This window comes from Bradyrhizobium sp. GW821-FHT13H06 (assembly GCF_058803975.1).
The window spans coordinates 462616-480590 of the sequence record NZ_JBXAPN010000004.1 but is presented as its reverse complement, the minus strand read 5'-3'; the positions used below and the strand labels follow the sequence as shown (position 1 = coordinate 480590).

Here is a 17975-nt window from a genome sequence, read left to right as displayed (position 1 = left end):
GGTCTAACCCTGCCGGCGCAGGAAGCCCGTGATCGTGACCTTTTCCCAGATGCCGGCGGCAGCAAAGGGATCTGCGCGGTTGAAGGCTTCGACCTCGGCGCGGCCCGGCGCTTCGATCAGGAACAGGCTGCCGATCATCGTCTGGCCGTCGTCGGAGACCAGCGGCCCCGACATCACGATCTTGACGCCGAAGCGCGAAGTATCGCTCAGGAAAGCCTTGTGCGCGTCGTAATTGGCAAGCCGCGTGGGCAGCGCACCGGTGCGGTCGAGAGCGTGAATGGCGAACAGCATGATGGTCTCCGTTTCTTGCTTCGGTTCTTGGGACGGCCGCGGGGGCGGCCGTCCGGACTCGACGTGATCGGGTGGTCTACTTCGCGCCGAGCTTGCCGGCGTCCTCGAAGGTCGGGCAGGTGCGCTGCTCCAGCGGCACGTCGAACGGCTGGTAATTGTCCTTGGTGATGACGGTCGGCTTCAGCACAATCTCGCTGATGACGGGCTGATTGCGCAAGGAGCGGATCGCCATCATGGTGCCGAGGCAACCTTGCGCAAAGCCGTTGTAGTCGCCGCTCGCCAGCAGCTTGCCTGACTTGATCGCGTCGATTGCCTCCTTAGTGCCGTTGATGCCGATCACCTGGGCCTTGCGATTGGCGCCGTCGAGCGCCTCGATCGCGCCGACCGCCATGGCGTCGTTGGCGGCGAGCACGCCGTCGATCTGCGAGTTCGACTGCATCAGGTTCTCCATCACCTGGAGCGCCTGGAGCCGCTGATAGTTGCCGGGCTGGGAGGCCAGCAGCTTGGCGCCCGGATTCTCCTTCAGCGCGTCGTTGAAGCCGCGGACGCGGTCGACATTGGTCAGCGAGCCCTTGACGCCCTCGATGATGACGATGTTGCCCTTGCCGCCCAGCGTCTTCAGCAGGAAGCGCGCGGTCTCCAGCCCGAGGCTGTAGTCGTCGGCGCCGACGAAGGACAGGAACTTGCCGCCGGCTGAGCGGTCGGTGATGTTGACGACCGGGATCTTGGCCTCGTTGATCTTCTCGACGCCGGGCACCATCGCCTTGTAGTCGACCGGCGTGAAGACGATCGCGCTCGGCTTCTTCACCACGACGTCCTCGATCTGGCTGAGCTGCTCGGGGATCGAGTCCGGCTTGGTCGGGATGTACTGAAGCGTCTTCGCGTTCAGCGTCTTCGCCATGTTGTCGGCGCCGACCCGCACCGTCTGGAAGAACGGATTGGTCTGGTTCTTGGTGAAGACGGCGATGGTCTCGCCATCGGCGCGCGCCCCGGTGGTGAACGCGGCCGCCATCAGCAGCGGCAGCGCCAGATAGCCAAGTTTCTGTTTCATGTTGCCTCCATCCCTCGTTTTGCTTGTTGGAACTTCAAGAACTCATTGCGCGCGGCGGCGGGTCTTCATGTCGAGCCAGACCGCGAGAATGACGATGACGCCGGTGACGAGCGGCTGCCAGTTGGCGCTGACCGAGAGCAGGTTCATGCCATTCAGCACCAAGGTGAGGATCAGCGCGCCGATGAAGGTGCCGAACACGGTGCCGACGCCGCCGAACAGCGAGGTGCCGCCGATCAGCACGGCCGCGATGGCGGGCAGCGTCAGGCTCTCGCCGATGTCGGCCTCGGCCGAATTGAGCCGCGACAGGAAGATGATCGAGGCGAGCCCGGCCATGGTGCCGGAGACGGCATAGACCAGCAGCAGGCGCCGCGCGACCGGGATGCCTGAGAGCCGCGCCGCGACCGGATTGGCGCCGATCGCATAGATCTCCTGGCCCCAGATCGTGCGCTGCGCGAAGAACGTTCCGATCCCGAGGAAGACCAGCAGCAGATAGACCGGGATGGGCAGGCCGAACAGATAGCCGCTGCCGATCTGGCGGAAGCCGGCCGGGAAGCCGTGCAGGGTCTCGCCCGCCATGTACCAGTAGGTGAGGCCGTTCAGCACCCAGAGCATGCCGTAGGTGGCGATGAAGGAGGGGATGCGGAGCGCAGTGACCATGATGCCGTTGAGCAGGCCGACGATGCCGCCGCAGGCAAGGCCGGTGAGGATGCCGAGCGCCGGCGAGCCGGTCGTGTGGATCACGGTCCCGGCGATACAGGCGGACAGCGCGACATTGGCGCCGACGGACAGATCGAGGCCGGCGGTCAGCACCACCAGCGTCAGGCCGGAAGCGATGAAGAAGGTCAGGCTCGCCTGCCTGAGCACGTTGAGGATGTTGCCGAGGCTCAGGAAGGAATCGCTGAGCACGGCGAGCACCGCGCAGATCAGGAGCGCCGCGAGCAGGCGGTAAAACACCTGGATCGCGTCCTGCGAGAGGAACGAGCGGGGCGGCGCGATGGCGTCCTTGGTGATGTCGGTCATGCGCGGCTCCTGAGGCCGTCGAGGAACAGGGCAACGATGACGAGCACGCCGACGCTTGCGACCTGCACAGAGGACGGCAGCGAGATCAGGTTCAGCCCGTTGCGCAGCACGCCGACCGAGAGGACGCCGAGCAGCGTGCCGAGCAGCCAGCCATTGCCGCGCTCGAATGAGGTGCCACCGACGGCGACGGCGGCGATGGCATCGAATTCGAGACCGAGGCCGGCGGTGGGGTGACCGGAGTTCATCCGCGCGGTCATCAGGAGACCCGCGATGCCGGCCATGCCGCCGCCGATCGCGTAGACGGCGATCAACAGCCGGTTCGGCGAGAGGCCGGCATAGCGCAGCGCCTCGCGGTTGCCGCCGAGGGCGAAGATGTAGGTGCCGAACCTTGTATGATAGAGCAGCACGTGGAAGACCGCGTAGGTCACGAGCGCCATCACGATCGGAACGGGGACTCCCAGAAGCGTCGCCGAATAGATGTCGCGCACGCTGTGGGGAATGCCGACGACGCTCTGGCCGTCGCTGACGATCAGCGACAATCCCTGCGCCATGCCGAGCGTGCCCAGCGTCGCGACGAAGGGCGGAATGCCCACGATCGCGACCAGCCAGCCATTGGCGAGGCCGAAGGCCGTGCCGACCAGCAGGCCGGCACCCAAGCCGAGCAGCATCGACTTGGTCGCGAGCGACACGATGGCGACGCAGAGCGAGGTCAGCGTCAGCACCGCGCCCATCGACAGATCCAGCCCTTCCGTCATGATGATGAGCGTCATCGGCAGCGCGAGCATGGTCAGGATGGTCGACTGCACCAGCACGTTGGAGAGATTGGCGACCGACAGGAAGCCGGGCGCGATCACGCTGAACAGCGCGATCAGCAGCACCAGCACCATGGCAACGCCGGGAATGCGTTGCAGCGGATTGGGCTCTGAGACGATCGCGGCTTCACGCATGATGCATCCCCAGTCGCACGATGTTCTCCTCCGTCAGTTCGCTGCGCGTCAGGTGCCCGGCAATGCGCCCCTCGCGCATCACATAGGCGCGGTCGCAGACATGGCAGATCTCGACCTGCTCGGACGAGATCATCAGGGCCGCCGCGCCTTCCGCGACGAGGCGGTCGATCAGCGCAAAGATCTCGGACTTGGCGCCGATGTCGATGCCCCGCGTCGGCTCGTCGAAAATGAACAGCTTTGAGCCGGCAGCCAGCCACTTGCCGATCACGACCTTCTGCTGGTTGCCGCCCGAGAGCAGGCCGACGGTTTGCCGCGCACTCGGTGTCGCGATCCTCAACTGGCGGATCAGGCCGTCGGCGGTGCGCTGCGCACTGCGCTGGTCGAACAGGCCGCTCGGGAACAGTTTTCGCAGCGCCGACACCACGAGATTGTCGCTCACCGACCGCAGCAGCGCCAGGCCCTCGCTCTTGCGGCTCTCCGGGATCAGCGCGATGCCGCGGCGGGCGGCGAGGTCCGGCTCGCCGGAGATGGTCTTGCCATCGAAGATGATCTGCCCTGATGTGACGGGGTCGGCGCCGAAAATGGCGCGCGCGACCTCGCTGCGACCGGAGCCGACGAGCCCGCACAGGCCGACGATCTCGCCCCGGCGCACCTCGATATTGATGTCCGAGATGCCGGTTGGCGCGGTCAGGCCCTTGACCTCGAGCAGCAGCTCGCCGGGCTTGTCGGCAAAGTGCCGCGGATAGGTCATGTCGACGTTGCGGCCGACCATCATGCGGACGAGCTGGTCCGGCGTGACGTCAGCGGGACGGACGCCGTCGATGCGGCGGCCGTCGCGCAGCACGGTGATGCGATCGCCGAGCGCGAACACCTCGGCCATGCGGTGCGAGATGTAGACGATGGACACGCCGTCGGCCTTCAGCCGCGCGATCAGCGCAAACAGCAGCTCGGTCTCTCGGTCCGACAGCGCCGCGGTCGGCTCGTCCATGACCAGGATGCGGGCGTCCTGGCTGATCGCTTTCGCGATCTCGACCATCTGCTGCTGCGCCACGCCGAGCTTGTCGACGGTGGTGGAGGGATCGATGTCGAAGCCGATCGTGCCGAGCACGCGCCTCGCATCAGCCAAAATCTTCCGGCGATCGATGGTACCGGGGATGCGGCCCTTCGGCTCTCGACCGAGGAAGATGTTCTGGGCGATATCGAGATGGGGGACCAGCGAGAATTCCTGGAAGATCACGGCAATGCCGAGCTTCTGCGCGTCCGCGGTGGAATTGATCGCGACGGTCTCGCCCTTGTAATAGAACTCGCCGGCGTCGGCGCGGTAGGCGCCGCAGAGCACCTTCATCAGGCTCGATTTGCCGGCGCCGTTCTCGCCCAGCAGCATGTGGACTTCGCCGGGATGGACGGCAAAGGACACGTCATCCAGCGCCTTGACACCGGGGAATTCCTTGCTGATGCCGCGCAGCTCGAGCAGCGGCGTCGGCGAGGTGACCTCTATCGGAAGTGCGTCGCTCATATCTTGGCTCCGCTCGCAAAGATCTTTCCGGGGTTCATCAGTCCATCAGGGTCAAGCGCGGTCTTGATCTGCCGCATCACGTCGACGGCTTCGCCGAGCTCATCGGAGAGGTAGCCGATCTTGCCGAGCCCGATGCCGTGCTCGCCGGTGCAGGTGCCGTCCATGGCAATGGCGCGGGCGACCATGCGGGCCTGCAGCGCCTTGGCGCCTTCGGCCTCCTCCGGCTTTGCGGGATCGATCAGGATCAGCATGTGGAAATTGCCGTCGCCGACGTGACCGACGATCGGCGCGACAAAGCCGTGCTCGTCCGCATCGCGCCGCGTCTCGGTGAGGCATTCCGCCAGCCGCGAGATCGGCACGCAGACATCCGTGATCACCGCGCGTGCGCCGGGGCGCAGGCCGAGGCCGGCATAGAGCGTGTTGTCGCGGGCGTGCCAGAGCCGGCTGCGATCTTCCGGCGCCTTCGCCCAGGCAAAGCCATGGCCGCCATGATCGGCGGCGATGGCCTGCGCGGCCTCCGCCTGCTCGGCGACGGAGGTCTCCGAGCCGTGGAATTCGAAGAACAGGGTGGGGGCCTCGCGATAGCCGAGCTTGGCGTAGGCATTGATGCCCCGCATCATGACGTCGTCGAGTAGCTCGATGCGCGCCACCGGGATCGCGGACTGGATCACCGAGATCGCGGTATCGACGGCATCGTGCAGGGTGTCGAAGCTGCAGACCGCGGCCGAGATGGCCTGCGGGACCGGATGCACTTTCAGCGTGATCTCGGTGATGACGCCGAGCGTGCCTTCGGCGCCGACGAACATGCGCGTCAGGTCATAGCCGGCGGCCGATTTGCGCGCGCGCTTGGCGGTCCGGATCACGCGGCCATCGGCCAGCACCACCTCCAGCGCCATGACATTGTCCTTCATGGTGCCGTAGCGCACAGCCATGGTGCCGGAGGCGCGCGTCGAGGTCATGCCGCCGATCGAGGCGTCGGCGCCGGGGTCGATCGGGAAGAACAGGCCGGTATTGCGCAGCTCGGCATTGAGCTGCTTGCGCGTGATGCCGGGCTGCACCACGACATCCATGTCGCTGTCGTGCACTGCGACAACCTTGTTCATGCGCGCGAAGTCGAAGCAGACGCCGCCGGCGACCGCGGCCGCGTTGCCTTCGAGCGAGGTGCCGGCGCCGAACGGAACGATCGGCATGCCTGCGCCGGCGCAGAGCTTGACGATGTCCGCGACCTCCTGCGTGGTTTCAGGGAAGACGACGATATCGGGCGGCAGGCTCTGATAATGCGATTCGCTCTGCCCATGCTGATCGAGCACGCCGCGCGCAACGCTCGCGCGCGGGCCGATCATGCCGGTGAGACGATCGGCCAATATGCTCGTGCTGACCCGCGGTCCCATCCTCAGCTCCCGTCTGCTCCCTGTTGCCGGACTCTCGTTGGTCCGTAGCCCAGCTTAGGCGGCTCTCGCGTTGCCCGCGACCTGCTTCAGCCCGAAATCGTAGTTGAGATGAAAATACTCGCTGTCCACCATGCGACCATCCGGCGCACGGCCGGCGGGCCGACGTACGAACTCCCGGATCAGGCTGTCCTTGACGCCGAACACGACGTCGCTGTCGAGATACTGGTCGCCCGCGACGAACACGTGAGTCACGAGCTTTTCGAACCCCGGTGCCGAGATCATGAAGTGCACATGCGCCGGGCGCCAGGGATGGCGGCCCTGGGCCTCCAGCATCTCGCCGACCGGGCCGTCATGCGGAATGGGGTAGGCAGCCGGCTTGATCGACCAGAAATGGAAGCGGCCGTTGGCATCGGTGTGGAAACGCGCGCGCATCGCGAGATCGCCGATGGCGTCGAGTTGCTGCACGTCATAATAGCCGTCATCGTCGGAATGCCACACGTCCACGATGGCATCCGCAAGCGGCTTTCCGTCGGCGGTCGAGACCGAGCCGGTGATGAGCATCGGATCGCCGTCCATCGGACCCGAAATGTCGGCGCCGCTCTCCTTTTCAGGCGCGGCCTGAACGAAGAACGGGCCGAGCACCGTGGTCTCGGTCGCGCCTTCCGGCACCGGATGGTTGATGGCGTCGACCAGCATGGAAATGCCGAGCGTGTCCGACAGCAGGATGAACTCCTGGCGCTTGTCGTCGCACATGTGCCCGGTGCGGGTCAGGAAATCGATGCCGTAGTCCCATTCCTTCTGGGTCGGCCGCACCTCGCGGACGAAGGCATGGAGGTGGCGGACCAGCGCTTCGCTGACCTGCTTGATCCGCGGGTCGGTTGCGCCGGCAATCCGCTCCAGCACCGCGTCCGTGATCGTGCTCTCGTTGAAGTTGCGCATGGGTGCCTCCGTTGATCAGAGCTTCGGCTCGCCGAGGCCGGACAGCCGTTCGAGATGCTTGACGGTTGCGATGAAGTCGGTGTCGCCGTCGCCCTGCGCCACCAGCGAGCCATAGGTCTCGCGCACCTGCGCCGCGAGCTGAAGCGGCACGCCGACGGCGTGCCCGGCGCCGAGGATGAGATCGAGATCCTTGGCCATCTGCTTGCAGGAGAAGGTGGACTCGAAATCGCGGGTTCGCAGCGGCGCGGTCTTGTACTTCACCATCGGCGAGGCGATCGCGCTGTCTTCGAGCACCTTCAGGATGTCCTGCCAGGCGATGCCGCCCTTGCGCGCCAGCGCCAGGCTCTCCGCCATCATCGCCGCCGACACCGCGATCATCAGGTTGACGGACAGTTTTGCGTAGCGAGCTTCCTCGGCCGGCCCCAGATAGGTCTGCGCGCGGGTAAAGGCCGCGAACAGCGGCTTTGCGTTCTCGAAGGCCTGCTTCGGCCCCGAGACGAAGCAGGTCAGCGCGCCGGTGTGGACGATGCTGGCATTGCCGGAGACCGGCGAACGGAGATAGGAAATACCGCGCGCCTGCGCCGCGGCCGCAACTTCGGTCGAGGCCTCGACGCTGACGGTGCTGGTCTCGATCAAGCTGGCTTCGGGCGCCATCGCGGCGATGAGGCCGGAGGGGCCGAGCAATGCGCCGCGTAACGCCGCGTCATCGGGAAGGGACGTGACAACGGCCGGCTTGCCGCTCACGGCGTCGGCCGGCGAAGCTGCAACCGAAATGCCGAGTGCGCGTGCCTCGTCGAGCCGTGCGGCACTCTGATCGAAAGCGGTCACGGCATACCCGGCCTTGATAACGAGCGCCGACATCGGCAGACCCATCTTGCCGATCCCGATGAAAGCAACATTCCTGGAAGCGTCAGTCATTGTTCTTGTCCAATGGCGCTGCTAGGCAGCGCGTCCCTGTCGTTCGATGTCCTGCACCAGCCGCCGTCCGGATTGCGCCAGCTGCTCCTTCTTCGTCTCCAGCCCCTCGGCCAGCAACCGGCCGTTCCGTTTCTTCCAGGCGCCGCCGATCATCACGGCCTCGATGTTGGCGAGGCCCGTCTGCATCACGACGGTGGCAACGGGATCGTGCACCGGGACAAGATTGAGATCGGAGGCGTTGATGATGACGAGGTCGGCGAGCTTGCCCGGCGTCAGCGAGCCGATCTGCCTCTCGCGGCCGAGCATGCGCGCGCCTTCCGTCGTGATCCAGCGGAGCGCTTCACGCGCGGGGATCGTGGTCGTTGCCGGAATGGTGCCGCTCGCTTGCTGCGACGCCGCATTGTTGAGCGCCCGCTGCATCGAGAGCGCAACGCGGGCGGCGGAGAAGAGATCGCCTGCCAGCACGGATTCGAGATCGATGCCGATCGTCGGCCGAACGCCGCGCTTGAGGAGGCGTCCGGTGATCGGGAAGCCGTGGCCCTGGATCATCTCGTTCTCAGGCGTCACCGAGAAGGACACGCCGAGATCGATCATCCGGTCCAGGAGTTTATCGGGCAGATCGTTGCCATGGACGATGTTGACGCCCGCGCCGACGAGGCCGGCCTCGATCAGCTGCTCCCAGCCGCCGGGCGTCTTGGCCGGTCCGCCGCCCTGATGCATCGAGGCGATCAGCTCGAGCTCTCGCGCCAGGCGGAAATCGTGCATGGCGACGTCGAGCGTTGAATAATGCGGACCCAGGATCGCAAGACCGAGCGTGACGAGGCCGTCGCGGTCGGCGAGGGGGCCCGCCAGCAGCCGCTCGACCTCGCGGCGCGGATGCGGCACTTCCGAGAAATGCGGCTCGCCCGGCTTCGGCTCCGGCTTTGGGGAACCGTGGAAGAAGGCGGCGCGGATGCCGCTCTCGATCAGGCCGCGCACGGCGGCATCGGTGTGATCGGGCGTCGGATTGTTGTGGCACCAGTCGACCAACGTGGTGACGCCGTGGTGGATCTGGTTCAATGCGCCGACCAGCGTCGCGATATGGATGTCCTCTGGCCGGAACACGGTCGCGAGTCCGGCATGCATGCGGCGGAAATATTCGAGCAGCGTCCAGTTCGCGGCATAGCCGCGCAAGCCCGTCTGCCAGGTGTGCATGTGCGCGTTGATCAGGCCGGGGATGACGATGCGCCCGGCGCCGTCGACGATTTCGGTCTCGGCGGCACCGCTGCCGAGGTCGATCGACGGGCGCACGTCGACGATCCGGCTGCCTTCGACCAGCACATCGCCGCTCGAAAGGTCGCCGATCGCGTCATCCATGCTGATGACGGTGGCCGATTTGATCAACGTGCGCCGCATCGCTTTCACGCCGCCGCTTTGACAGTGCCCGGCGGCTCGCCGGCCCAGGCGCGTGCAATCAGGTCGCGGATGGCGTTTGGCTCGAGCGGCCGCGGATTCCAGTAGGCATTGGTGACGGCGAGGTCGGCCGCCTTGTCGATGCCGCTTTGGGGCATGCCGATATCACGCAGCGCGACCTTCGCACCCAGCCGCTTCGCAAGCTCGAAAAGCCCCTGCGATGCGTCTGCAGCGCCGATCGCGCGCGAGATGCGCGCCATCGCGTCGGGCACCGCAGGTGCGTTGTAAGCCAGCGCATGCGGCAGCACGATGGTGTGGGTCTCGGCGTGCGGCAGGTCGAACGTGCCGCCGAGCGTGTGGCAGAGCTTGTGATGCAGCGCCATGCCGACGGTGCCAAGGCAGACGCCGCACAGCCACGCGCCGTAGAGAGCCTCGGTGCGGGCCTCGCGGTCGTTGGCCCTGGCGGCGATCGCGGGCAGGGCACGTGCCAGCGCGCGGATACCTTCTTCCGCCATCAGCGATGTCACGGGATTGGCGTCGCGGGCATAGAGCGCCTCGACCGCATGGGCGATCGCATTGATGCCGGAGGTTGCGGCGAGGCTTGCCGGCAGCGTCAGGGTTAGATCGACATCGTAGATCACGGTCTCCGGCAGCACGGCCGCATCGCGGACCGTGGTCTTCAGGCCGTTCTCGGTCTGCCCGACGATCGGTGTCATCTCGGAGCCGGCATAGGTGGTCGGGATGCAGAGCTGGTTGACGCCGGTGCGCAAGGCGAGCGCCTTGCCGAGACCGGTGGTCGAGCCGCCGCCGAGCGAGACGACGCAATCGGCCTCGCACGCCTTCAGCGCCGCGAGCGCCCGTTCCGTGACCTCGACCGGCGTGTGCATGGTCGCGCCGGAAAACAGGCCGGCGTAGAGCGGGCCGAGCGCGGTGCCCAAGCTCTTGCCTTGCTCCTCCTGCTGCGGCGTCGTCAGCACCAGCGCGCGCTTGCCGCCGAACCGCTCGACCTCGGCCTTGGCGGAAGCCAGCGTTCCGCTGCCGAACACGACGCGGCAGGGCAGGTTTTCGTAGGTGAACGAGCCGATCATGCGCCGGTCTCTTTGATGGGATAATCGACCTGGAAGCGTCCGATCCGCAAGTCGCCCAGCGCCTCGCGGACGCGCAGATGTTCCGGATGGTTGGCGTAGGCGGCAAGCGCCGCCTGGTCGGTGAATTCGGAGAACAGGACGACGTCGCAGGCGTAGTCGACAGCGCTGACGTCGAGGCCGACCTCGATATGGGTGAGGCCGTCGATCCGGCCCTTGAGGCCCTCGAACAGGATCTTGACCTTGACCCGCGCGGCGGTGCGTTCCTCGGGGGTGTCCCCGCGCAGCCGCCACATCACGATGTGCCTGATCGGGCCCGACATTTCCCAGTTTCCTCGCCTGCGATAGTGCTTTGTTGGCGCCATTTTGCCTTGCAGAAATCGGAAATAAAGGTCAAAATTTGTAAGTCTCTTTTCCTTTTTGCGAAAAAATGGACCGGCTGCTCCAACTCGAGGTGTTCTCCAAAACCGCTGAACTCGGCAGTCTGTCCAAAGCTGCCGACGCGCTGCGGATGTCGAATGCGGCTGTCAGCCGTCATCTCAGCGCGCTGGAGGAGCGGCTTGCGGTCCGGCTGATCGAGCGCAACACGCGCCGGCAATGGCTGACCGAAGCAGGGCAGGAACTCCTGCAGCGCTGCGGCACGCTCTTGAACGAATTGGCTGAGGCTGAGGATGCAGTCTCCGACCGCGCGCTGTCGCCCAAGGGCATGCTCCGCGTGACGAGCTCGTTGTCGTTCGCGATGATCTATCTCGCGCCGATGCTGCCCGCCTTCCGCGCGCTCTATCCCAATCTCAGCGTGCAGATCATCAGCGCAAACCGGTATCCCGACTTCATCGAAGCTGGCATCGACGTCGCGATCCGCACGCGGGAGCAAGAACCGGATTCCAACATCATCGTCCGGCGGATCGGCCAGATGCACCGCGTGCTGGCTGCGGCTCCCTCCTACCTGGAGAAGCACGGCTGGCCGGAGCATCCCGCCGATCTCGCCCGCCACAATATGCTGATCTACAACCTCGCCAACGATCCCTATTCGCTGCGGCTGAGCCAGGGCAGCACGACGCAGACCATCCGCATCGCGCCGACGCTCGACAGTAATGACGGCCAGATCATCTGTGGCGCAGCCCGTGCCGGGTTAGGCATCCTGATCCAGCCGCTCTATATCGTGCAGGGTGATATCGCGGCCGGCCGGCTGGTGCCGGTCCTGATGGGCTGGGAGCTGCCTCTGCTCACCATGAACATCGCCTATCAAAACCGCGTCAGGCTGCCCGCCAAGATCAGGGTCTTTTCCGACTTCCTGGTCAGCCACATCCGTGAGCATTCGCAGCCCGGCATCTGGATCGACGCGGCGAAGTGAGCGGGCAACCCGAGAATTCGGGTCGCCGTGGGCGGATCGGCGAGCGAAACGCAGATCAAACAGCCGAACTCGGGCTGGTTCGCGCAGACACGACCGTCGACGGAAAGTGACTCGCGAACGCGCGCGTCTTGGGTTGGACGCGCGATCCGTCGATCACCTCGAGCCGGCCGCAGCGGTTCAAGGTATGCAGCTTCCTGCCGGGCCATAGCGGTCCGGGCTTCAGAGAGTGGCGGACGATCTGCTTGAACGCCGTCGGCGACAGTTCGACCACCTCTGCCAGGGCGAGCGCCGCGCCGTATCCGTCGGCACAATCCTGGACCGGTCGCCACAATCTGCCATTGAGGGTGACGAAATTCCCCGCCGGCCGCGTGCTTGCGCGGTCGATCAAGACCGGATTGCTGGCGTGGGGCAACCAGGGCCCCAAGAGACGGTCGGCGTAGTAGATCGCCAGCGAATCCGAATAGCCACCCGCTCCGTCGCGCCAGGCGCCGAACAGATAGTGCAGGCCGTTGTGCCGCGTGATCGTGGCGTCGGCCAGCTCGAGGCCGGAAAGGAGCGTCGCATATCGCTCCCATTTGTCCGGAAACCGAACGCATTTGTAGAGGGCGACGTCCCCGCGCGTCGAGCTCTCCGGGATCATCCACAGCTCGCCATCGTCTTCGATCAGAAACGGATAGGAGAGGTGCCAGGGCTCCTCCAGCACCGGCATCACCTCGCCGACCGGCCCCGCGTCACTGAACTCGATCGCCGAAATGATGCCTTTTCCGACGCGGTGATCGAGATCCTCAAAGAAGACGAATGTGCGCCCCTGCCACGTGATCGGAAAGGGATCGGCGTAGAAGTGGTTTCCAGGATCTCCCAGCACGTTCCAGCTTGGGCCGGACAGATCTCCGGTCTGCCAGACGCCTCCGCCGTCATTGAAGCGCCATCCGATATGCCAATGCGGGGCATAGCAGCAGAGGCGATAGATCTCCTTGGCGATCGATGCGGCAAGGCCGCGAGCGACATAGCCGACAGCTTCGCGGCGCAAGTCATTCCCGGCGGGGCGCGCCAGTTGCGGCACAATGCGCGGCCTTCCCGACAGGACCGCCGCCACCATGGTCAGGGTTCGCGCCATGACGGTTTCGAGCGCGCCGCTGAGGCCCGCGGCAATCTCTCCGGATGGATGGCCGCGGTCGAGGACCGAACCATCGGCCTCGTTGACGATGTCGATCACGGGCAGGTCGCCGGCGAGAATGGCGGCGAGGGCGGCATTTTCGCCCGCAGCTCCGTTGAACAGCGGACGCAGATACAGCCGGGCAGAGCAGTCCGGATCCCGCGCGGCGCCCGTAAAATCGACGATCACGTCGGCGGCGCCGCAAGCCTGCGACCCTTCCGGAACGAGCTTCAGCCTGTCTGCGCCGCCATGTTTGCCTTTGCGCAACGCCACGCGTTCGAGCTCGAACAGGGCGTCGAGCCCTGCGGGCCGCGGCTCCGCCGTTGGCGCCCATACGATTTGAACCGGCACGTCCCGGCCGTCGATCGACAGCGTCTCGCGGGCCATCCATTGCCGCGCGTACTCGCGTTCACAGCGAAACTCGATGATCATGTCGAGCCAATCTGTTTCAACGGATCATGTCAAATGACCTGCTCGAGAATACGAACGTATTCGTCAACCATCGCATCTACCGAATAGCGCAATCTCAGGCCTTTGGCGTTTTGTCGCAGTTCGTCGCTCAGGTGCTTGTCCGTCAACAGCGTGGAGACGGCTGCAGAGAGCTTCGCATGATCGGAGGCATCGACGAAAAGTGCGGTCGGTCTCCCTTCGTAGGACAACACTTCGCGCAGGACGGGAAGATCGGTCACGACCGAGGGAACACCGGCGTTCGCAGCCTCGACAGCGGCCAGACCGAAGGTTTCGGCCTGTGTCGGAAAGACGAACACGTCCAGGCAGGCCAGGAAGTCCGCCATCCGGCTGGGAGGAATCTCCCCGAGCCAATGCAGTCGGTCCGAGACGCGCAAGTCGCTCGCCAGCAGCTTCAGCCGGGCCTCGTCGGCTCCCTGGCCGGCAAGCGCAAGGTGCCAGGATGGCTGATCCGGCAACAGACGTATCGCCATATCGAGCCGCTTGTGCGGATGCAGCCTTGCCGCGCAGCCGAGCAGGACGCTGTCCGGCGGCAGGTTGAGCTTGTGTCGTGCAGCCTCCTTCGACAGCGTGAGGGCCTTGTCGTCGAAGCCGTGCGGCACATGCACCATGCGCGACCGGTAAGCCGCGGGGTAGCGCGAATATTCGCGCTGCATGTCCTTCGAATTGAGCGTGATGCAGTCGAAGAAGCCGAGACTGCCCATGACGATGTCGGCGGTGCGGACCGGCCAGCTCATCGACATTGCGGATGAAACCTGATTTGCGACAACCGGTGCACGGCTGACGAGACGCGTCACGCCACCGCCGACGACGTTGCCGAAATGTTGGAAAGTCAGGACGGCGTCGGGCCTCGTGGCCCTGATATGGCGGCCGAGCGTCCGCAGCATCCGCAGCAGCGCCACCGGATTGCCCGGCCGGCTCTGTGCGCAGTAGAGCGTATCCGGCGGTTCATCGAAGGAGTCCGATTTGCGGAAGAAGAATAGATTGGTGACCCGATAGCCGCGAGCGGTGAGCCCGGCGCCGAGGAGCCGCGAGATCTCCTGCGCACCGGCGTTCTCGGCCTGGGTTTGTGCGAGAAGCACGTGCAGTTTCGGCGCGCCGTTGTCCGGCCGCGCCAAAGCCGTCGCGCTCGTCTCGCCCAATTGCTTGTTCGGCTGATAGTGGAGCACGGATCCCGACCCGCTAAAGAAACGAAATCTTCACCTTCTTAACTCCGTACCTATCATGCGGGTATCGCCTGGACAGCGCCTAGCAACAAACGGAGTTAATGCGAGGCCTTTGCAACCACATCGTTCGCGCGGCATTTCCGCTGTTTCCCCGAGGGTGCGCGGCGAGCGCGTTAACCAATCGGTCTTGCACGCCGCCGGCGCGTGACTGCGGATTCGCCGAGCCGCGACCTGATGACATCTAATCGCTCGAGTCCGCGCCGCGAACTGCATAGTTGCCGCGCCTCGAAGCAGAGAAGCGCAAGAGCACCAGGACCGAGGGATCCACCCCGGATCGCCGGCGGCAGAGGACGTTCAGGGCAATGGTCGCGAGCGCGAGCGACACCGTCGCCGAAATCGCCGCGCCAAGCACTCCGAGCCAGGGAATGAGGACGATAAATCCCACGAGCCGCAGCGCGACGTTGGCGGCAACGACCGGCACATAGATTCGTTCATGGCCGGTCAGCTGCAGGATCGCAGCAGACGGGCCGCCTGCTGCCTGGATGGCGGTCCCGATCGCGAGCACGATCAAGACCGAGTGCTGTGCGGTGAAATGAGGTCCGAACAGGTTGAGGAGATAGGGGCCGCCGATCCAGATGATGACGAGGCCGGCGATCACGCAAAGTGCGGTCACTTCCGCCATCAACCGCAACGTCCGCTCGAACTCCCGGTGGTTCTTGCTGAAATACAGCGACGGAAGCCGGCGCGCGCCGAAAGTGTACAGCGCTGCGGACAGCATGGCGAAGATGTTGGCAAGGCGCGAGGCGGCAAAGTAGATTCCGGCGGTCGTCGGATCCAGCATCCAGTAGACCAGAATGACGTCGAAATACTGGTTGGCGGCTTCAAGGATGGATGCGAGCCAGAAGTGAAGGGCGCTCGATCGCCAGCGGGATGTCTCGGTGCGCGCCGGCGTACCGCGCAAATCCGGCAGCACTCGCGCGATCGAAATGATCTGCGCCACCAGGCCCACCGACATGGCCATCGTCATCACCGCGATCAACTCGGTGGGATCGAGTTGCCGATGGCTGAGCAGCATGGCGAGCAGGAACAGGACGACGATCACCCGCCAGAAGAACTCACGATTTCCTTCGCCCATGAGAATGCTGACCAGCGAGCGAGCGATCTGGCTCCCAAGCATCACTGCGGCGTTGACGGCCGTGTAGGCCGACACCACGAGGATCAGCAGCCACCAGTCGCCTCTCATGCTCGCTACGATGGCGATCCCGGCGATCACGATCAGCATTGCGACCGAGGCAATCTTGAAGCTCGATAGGAGGACGCCTTTGGTAAGGTCCGGCCTCTCGCTGACCTGATACTCGTTGAGGAAGCGCACCAGCAGGGATTCCTGGCCGACCAGTCCCAGGACGGCTGCGATCTGGGCGACCGAGAGCCAGGTCGCAAAGATGCCGAAGCCGTCGGGCGACATCGTCCGTGCCGCCAGCGAGAACAATGCAAACGCGAGCACGCCGCTGCCAACCTTGAGGAGGATGGTCCCGGCAACTCCGCGCGTGACATCGCGCCGCATGAACTGGAGGATGGCTTCGATCATGGAGGTTTAAGGGGGTGCGCTCCCCTGAAGAGACGTGTTCCGATACCGGCGACAACCTAGCATGCTGCAACGGCGCGAGTGTTAATGGACGAGATGCAGGATCTCGCCGGCCGCGACGACATCGCGGCTACGTCGGCTGCTTCACTCTGGAACATCGTCGTCCTCATTGTCCCGGTTGGTGCAAAGTCCAGCTCGACCGACTGACGGCCTGGCGCCGCATCGACGACCGAAGAAGGCGAGATCGGCCGTTCGAGTGCGGAATGGCGCGCTGGATCGGTCGCCGGGATGTCGGAACCCGGAATCTACGGAGCATCTCGAGCAAGACGCGTGCCGTAAGGGCGGCAGCGCGCCCGCCGCTTCAGATCATTAACCTCAATCTTCGGAAATGATCGCACTCGGCTCCGCGATGCGACATCAGGCGGGAGAGTTGCACTGGAACCGCCGTTAACCTGGGAGCCGAAGCCATGACGACGGATGGAGCCGTGACCGAGCCGATCGACGAGGGCGAGACGGCAACGGTCGTCTCCGATATCGCCGTTGTCGGCGGTGGTCTTGCGGGATCGCTTGCGGCGGCCGTGCTGGCGCGGGCAGGGCATCGCGTTGCTCTCGTCGACAAGCGCGCGATCTATCCGGACGAATTCCGGGTCGAAAAGATCGGCGGCCATCAGCTGGAGCTGTTTCGCAAGCTGGGCTTTCTCAACGCGCTCGAGGACGTCGCCTGTCGATATGACCAGGTGCTCAATATCCGGGAGGGCAAAGTGGTCGATGTCAGTGTCGGCCAGGCTTACGGATTCCCCTATGCCGATCTCGTCGCCATGGCGCGCCGCCAGATACCCGATCCATCCCGCCTGATCGTCGACGAGGTCACGGCGATCAGCAGCAGCGACGATGTCCAGCATCTCGAGCTGGCCTCCGGACGGCGCGTCACCGCACGCCTCGTTGTTCTGGCCACGGGCATGGCGGGAGTCCTCGGTTACAGGCTCGGCATCAGGCGGCGCGTGCTGGCCGAGCGCCATTCGGTTTCATTCGGCTTCACGATCGCCCGCCAGGACGGTACTCCGTTCGATTTCGAGGCGTTGACCTGCTACGGCGAACGTACGGCGGATGGCATCGACTATCTCAGCCTGTTTCCGGTCCGTGCCGGCATGCGGGCCAATCTCTTCATGTTCCGCGATCCGACCGACCCGATCATGCGCGAGTTGCGTCGCGAGCCGGAGGCGACGGTCTTGCGCCTGCTGCCGGGATTGCGGGACTACCTCGGCGATTTCCGCGTGACCGACCGGGTCCAGAACTGGGTGATGGATCTGACTGTCGTCGAGGGGCATCTCCAGCCCGGCGTCGTGCTCATCGGCGATGCGTTCCAGACCAACTGTCCCGCCGCCGGCACGGGCGTCGCCCGCCTGCTGGTGGACGTCGAGCGTCTTTGCACCGAATACGCGCCGCGGTGGCTCATGACCCCAGGCATGGGCCTGGAGAAGATCTCGCAGTTCTATTCCGATCGCGACAAGATCGCGGCTGACCAGCAGTCGCTGAAGATGGCGCGCTTCCGCGAGGCTCTGACGTCCCGCAACGACATCGGCTGGGACGTACGGCGACGGTTGCACTTCCTGCGGCGCAGTCTGACACATCGCGTCGATCAGATGCACCCGGGCTGGCTCGGGCGCGTCCGCGGCGCGTTGCGCGCCTGAGTTCT

16 protein-coding genes are annotated in these 17975 nt (G+C 65.2%); 2 read left to right on the top strand and 14 right to left on the bottom strand.

The annotated features are described in order from the left end of the window. Positions 1-3 precede the first annotated feature (3 nt). The 11 genes from AC1RQP_RS19600 to AC1RQP_RS19550 form a co-directional block, all read right to left on the bottom strand. Positions 4-291, bottom strand: a complete 288-nt coding sequence (locus AC1RQP_RS19600; RefSeq protein WP_212370153.1) for a YciI family protein — start codon at positions 289-291, stop codon at positions 4-6. 76 nt (positions 292-367) lie between these two features. Next, entirely contained in the window at positions 368-1342 is a 975-nt protein-coding gene (locus tag AC1RQP_RS19595; RefSeq protein ID WP_239622663.1) for a sugar ABC transporter substrate-binding protein, read from the bottom strand. Between the two features lie 42 nt (positions 1343-1384). After that, a complete protein-coding gene (locus tag AC1RQP_RS19590) occupies positions 1385-2362 on the bottom strand; it encodes an ABC transporter permease (RefSeq protein ID WP_197968247.1) in 978 nt (325 codons plus the stop codon). Then, on the bottom strand, positions 2359-3309 hold the full coding sequence (locus AC1RQP_RS19585) for an ABC transporter permease (RefSeq protein WP_492938177.1): 951 nt from the start codon (positions 3307-3309) through the stop codon (positions 2359-2361). Before AC1RQP_RS19585 ends, AC1RQP_RS19590 begins: the two co-directional genes overlap by 4 nt. Beyond that, positions 3302-4825 carry a sugar ABC transporter ATP-binding protein gene (locus tag AC1RQP_RS19580; RefSeq protein WP_492938176.1) on the bottom strand — a complete coding sequence of 508 codons (1524 nt, stop codon included), beginning with the start codon at positions 4823-4825 and terminating at the stop codon, positions 3302-3304. The genes AC1RQP_RS19585 and AC1RQP_RS19580 overlap by 8 nt, the downstream gene beginning before the upstream one ends. Continuing rightward, positions 4822-6216: an FAD-linked oxidase C-terminal domain-containing protein gene (locus AC1RQP_RS19575; protein WP_492938175.1), complete on the bottom strand. Its 1395-nt coding sequence runs from the start codon at positions 6214-6216 to the stop codon at positions 4822-4824. Before AC1RQP_RS19575 ends, AC1RQP_RS19580 begins: the two co-directional genes overlap by 4 nt. A 54-nt stretch (positions 6217-6270) precedes the next feature. Next, positions 6271-7155 carry an intradiol ring-cleavage dioxygenase gene (locus AC1RQP_RS19570; protein ID WP_492938174.1) on the bottom strand — a complete coding sequence of 295 codons (885 nt, stop codon included), beginning with the start codon at positions 7153-7155 and terminating at the stop codon, positions 6271-6273. A 15-nt stretch (positions 7156-7170) separates the two neighbouring features. Further along, positions 7171-8073: an NAD(P)-dependent oxidoreductase gene (locus AC1RQP_RS19565; protein WP_492938173.1), complete on the bottom strand. Its 903-nt coding sequence runs from the start codon at positions 8071-8073 to the stop codon at positions 7171-7173. 21 nt (positions 8074-8094) lie between these two features. Further along, positions 8095-9468: an amidohydrolase family protein gene (locus tag AC1RQP_RS19560; RefSeq protein ID WP_492938172.1), complete on the bottom strand. Its 1374-nt coding sequence runs from the start codon at positions 9466-9468 to the stop codon at positions 8095-8097. Between the two features lie 5 nt (positions 9469-9473). Continuing rightward, a complete protein-coding gene (locus tag AC1RQP_RS19555; protein WP_492938171.1) occupies positions 9474-10553 on the bottom strand; it encodes a maleylacetate reductase in 1080 nt (359 codons plus the stop codon). Then, positions 10550-10873 (bottom strand): Dabb family protein, encoded by a 324-nt coding sequence (locus tag AC1RQP_RS19550; protein ID WP_239622673.1) that lies wholly within the window; start codon positions 10871-10873, stop codon positions 10550-10552. Before AC1RQP_RS19550 ends, AC1RQP_RS19555 begins: the two co-directional genes overlap by 4 nt. 107 nt (positions 10874-10980) lie before the next feature. Between AC1RQP_RS19550 and AC1RQP_RS19545 the strand changes: the two genes are divergently transcribed. Beyond that, positions 10981-11904, top strand: a complete 924-nt coding sequence (locus AC1RQP_RS19545) for a LysR family transcriptional regulator (protein ID WP_239622674.1) — start codon at positions 10981-10983, stop codon at positions 11902-11904. A gap of 55 nt (positions 11905-11959) precedes the next feature. Here the strand turns inward: AC1RQP_RS19545 and AC1RQP_RS19540 are convergent, their stop codons facing one another. The 3 genes from AC1RQP_RS19540 to AC1RQP_RS19530 form a co-directional block, all read right to left on the bottom strand. Next, entirely contained in the window at positions 11960-13492 is a 1533-nt protein-coding gene (locus AC1RQP_RS19540; RefSeq protein ID WP_239622676.1) for a glucosamine inositolphosphorylceramide transferase family protein, read from the bottom strand. A gap of 29 nt (positions 13493-13521) precedes the next feature. Next, complete coding sequence (locus tag AC1RQP_RS19535; protein ID WP_492938170.1) at positions 13522-14697, bottom strand: glycosyltransferase family 4 protein; 1176 nt, start codon at positions 14695-14697, stop codon at positions 13522-13524. A gap of 238 nt (positions 14698-14935) precedes the next feature. After that, positions 14936-16282, bottom strand: a complete 1347-nt coding sequence (locus tag AC1RQP_RS19530) for a lipopolysaccharide biosynthesis protein (RefSeq protein ID WP_239622679.1) — start codon at positions 16280-16282, stop codon at positions 14936-14938. Between the two features lie 464 nt (positions 16283-16746). On the opposite strand from AC1RQP_RS19530, the gene AC1RQP_RS19525 reads away from it, so the two are divergent. Next, positions 16747-17970: an FAD-dependent oxidoreductase gene (locus AC1RQP_RS19525; RefSeq protein ID WP_492938169.1), complete on the top strand. Its 1224-nt coding sequence runs from the start codon at positions 16747-16749 to the stop codon at positions 17968-17970. Positions 17971-17975: the final 5 nt, after the last annotated feature.

What these genes read in the sequence shown, in the direction of transcription:
- AC1RQP_RS19600 (WP_212370153.1), bottom strand. Translation starts at nt 291, where the DNA reads ATGCTGTTCGCCATTCACGCTCTCGACCGCACCGGTGCGCTGCCCACG.
- AC1RQP_RS19595 (WP_239622663.1), bottom strand. Translation starts at nt 1,342, where the DNA reads ATGAAACAGAAACTTGGCTATCTGGCGCTGCCGCTGCTGATGGCGGCC.
- AC1RQP_RS19590 (WP_197968247.1), bottom strand. Translation starts at nt 2,362, where the DNA reads ATGACCGACATCACCAAGGACGCCATCGCGCCGCCCCGCTCGTTCCTC.
- AC1RQP_RS19585 (WP_492938177.1), bottom strand. Translation starts at nt 3,309, where the DNA reads ATGCGTGAAGCCGCGATCGTCTCAGAGCCCAATCCGCTGCAACGCATT.
- AC1RQP_RS19580 (WP_492938176.1), bottom strand. Translation starts at nt 4,825, where the DNA reads ATGAGCGACGCACTTCCGATAGAGGTCACCTCGCCGACGCCGCTGCTC.
- AC1RQP_RS19575 (WP_492938175.1), bottom strand. Translation starts at nt 6,216, where the DNA reads ATGGGACCGCGGGTCAGCACGAGCATATTGGCCGATCGTCTCACCGGC.
- AC1RQP_RS19570 (WP_492938174.1), bottom strand. Translation starts at nt 7,155, where the DNA reads ATGCGCAACTTCAACGAGAGCACGATCACGGACGCGGTGCTGGAGCGG.
- AC1RQP_RS19565 (WP_492938173.1), bottom strand. Translation starts at nt 8,073, where the DNA reads ATGACTGACGCTTCCAGGAATGTTGCTTTCATCGGGATCGGCAAGATG.
- AC1RQP_RS19560 (WP_492938172.1), bottom strand. Translation starts at nt 9,468, where the DNA reads ATGCGGCGCACGTTGATCAAATCGGCCACCGTCATCAGCATGGATGAC.
- AC1RQP_RS19555 (WP_492938171.1), bottom strand. Translation starts at nt 10,553, where the DNA reads ATGATCGGCTCGTTCACCTACGAAAACCTGCCCTGCCGCGTCGTGTTC.
- AC1RQP_RS19550 (WP_239622673.1), bottom strand. Translation starts at nt 10,873, where the DNA reads ATGTCGGGCCCGATCAGGCACATCGTGATGTGGCGGCTGCGCGGGGAC.
- AC1RQP_RS19545 (WP_239622674.1), top strand. Translation starts at nt 10,981, where the DNA reads ATGGACCGGCTGCTCCAACTCGAGGTGTTCTCCAAAACCGCTGAACTC.
- AC1RQP_RS19540 (WP_239622676.1), bottom strand. Translation starts at nt 13,492, where the DNA reads ATGATCATCGAGTTTCGCTGTGAACGCGAGTACGCGCGGCAATGGATG.
- AC1RQP_RS19530 (WP_239622679.1), bottom strand. Translation starts at nt 16,282, where the DNA reads ATGATCGAAGCCATCCTCCAGTTCATGCGGCGCGATGTCACGCGCGGA.
- AC1RQP_RS19525 (WP_492938169.1), top strand. Translation starts at nt 16,747, where the DNA reads ATGACGACGGATGGAGCCGTGACCGAGCCGATCGACGAGGGCGAGACG.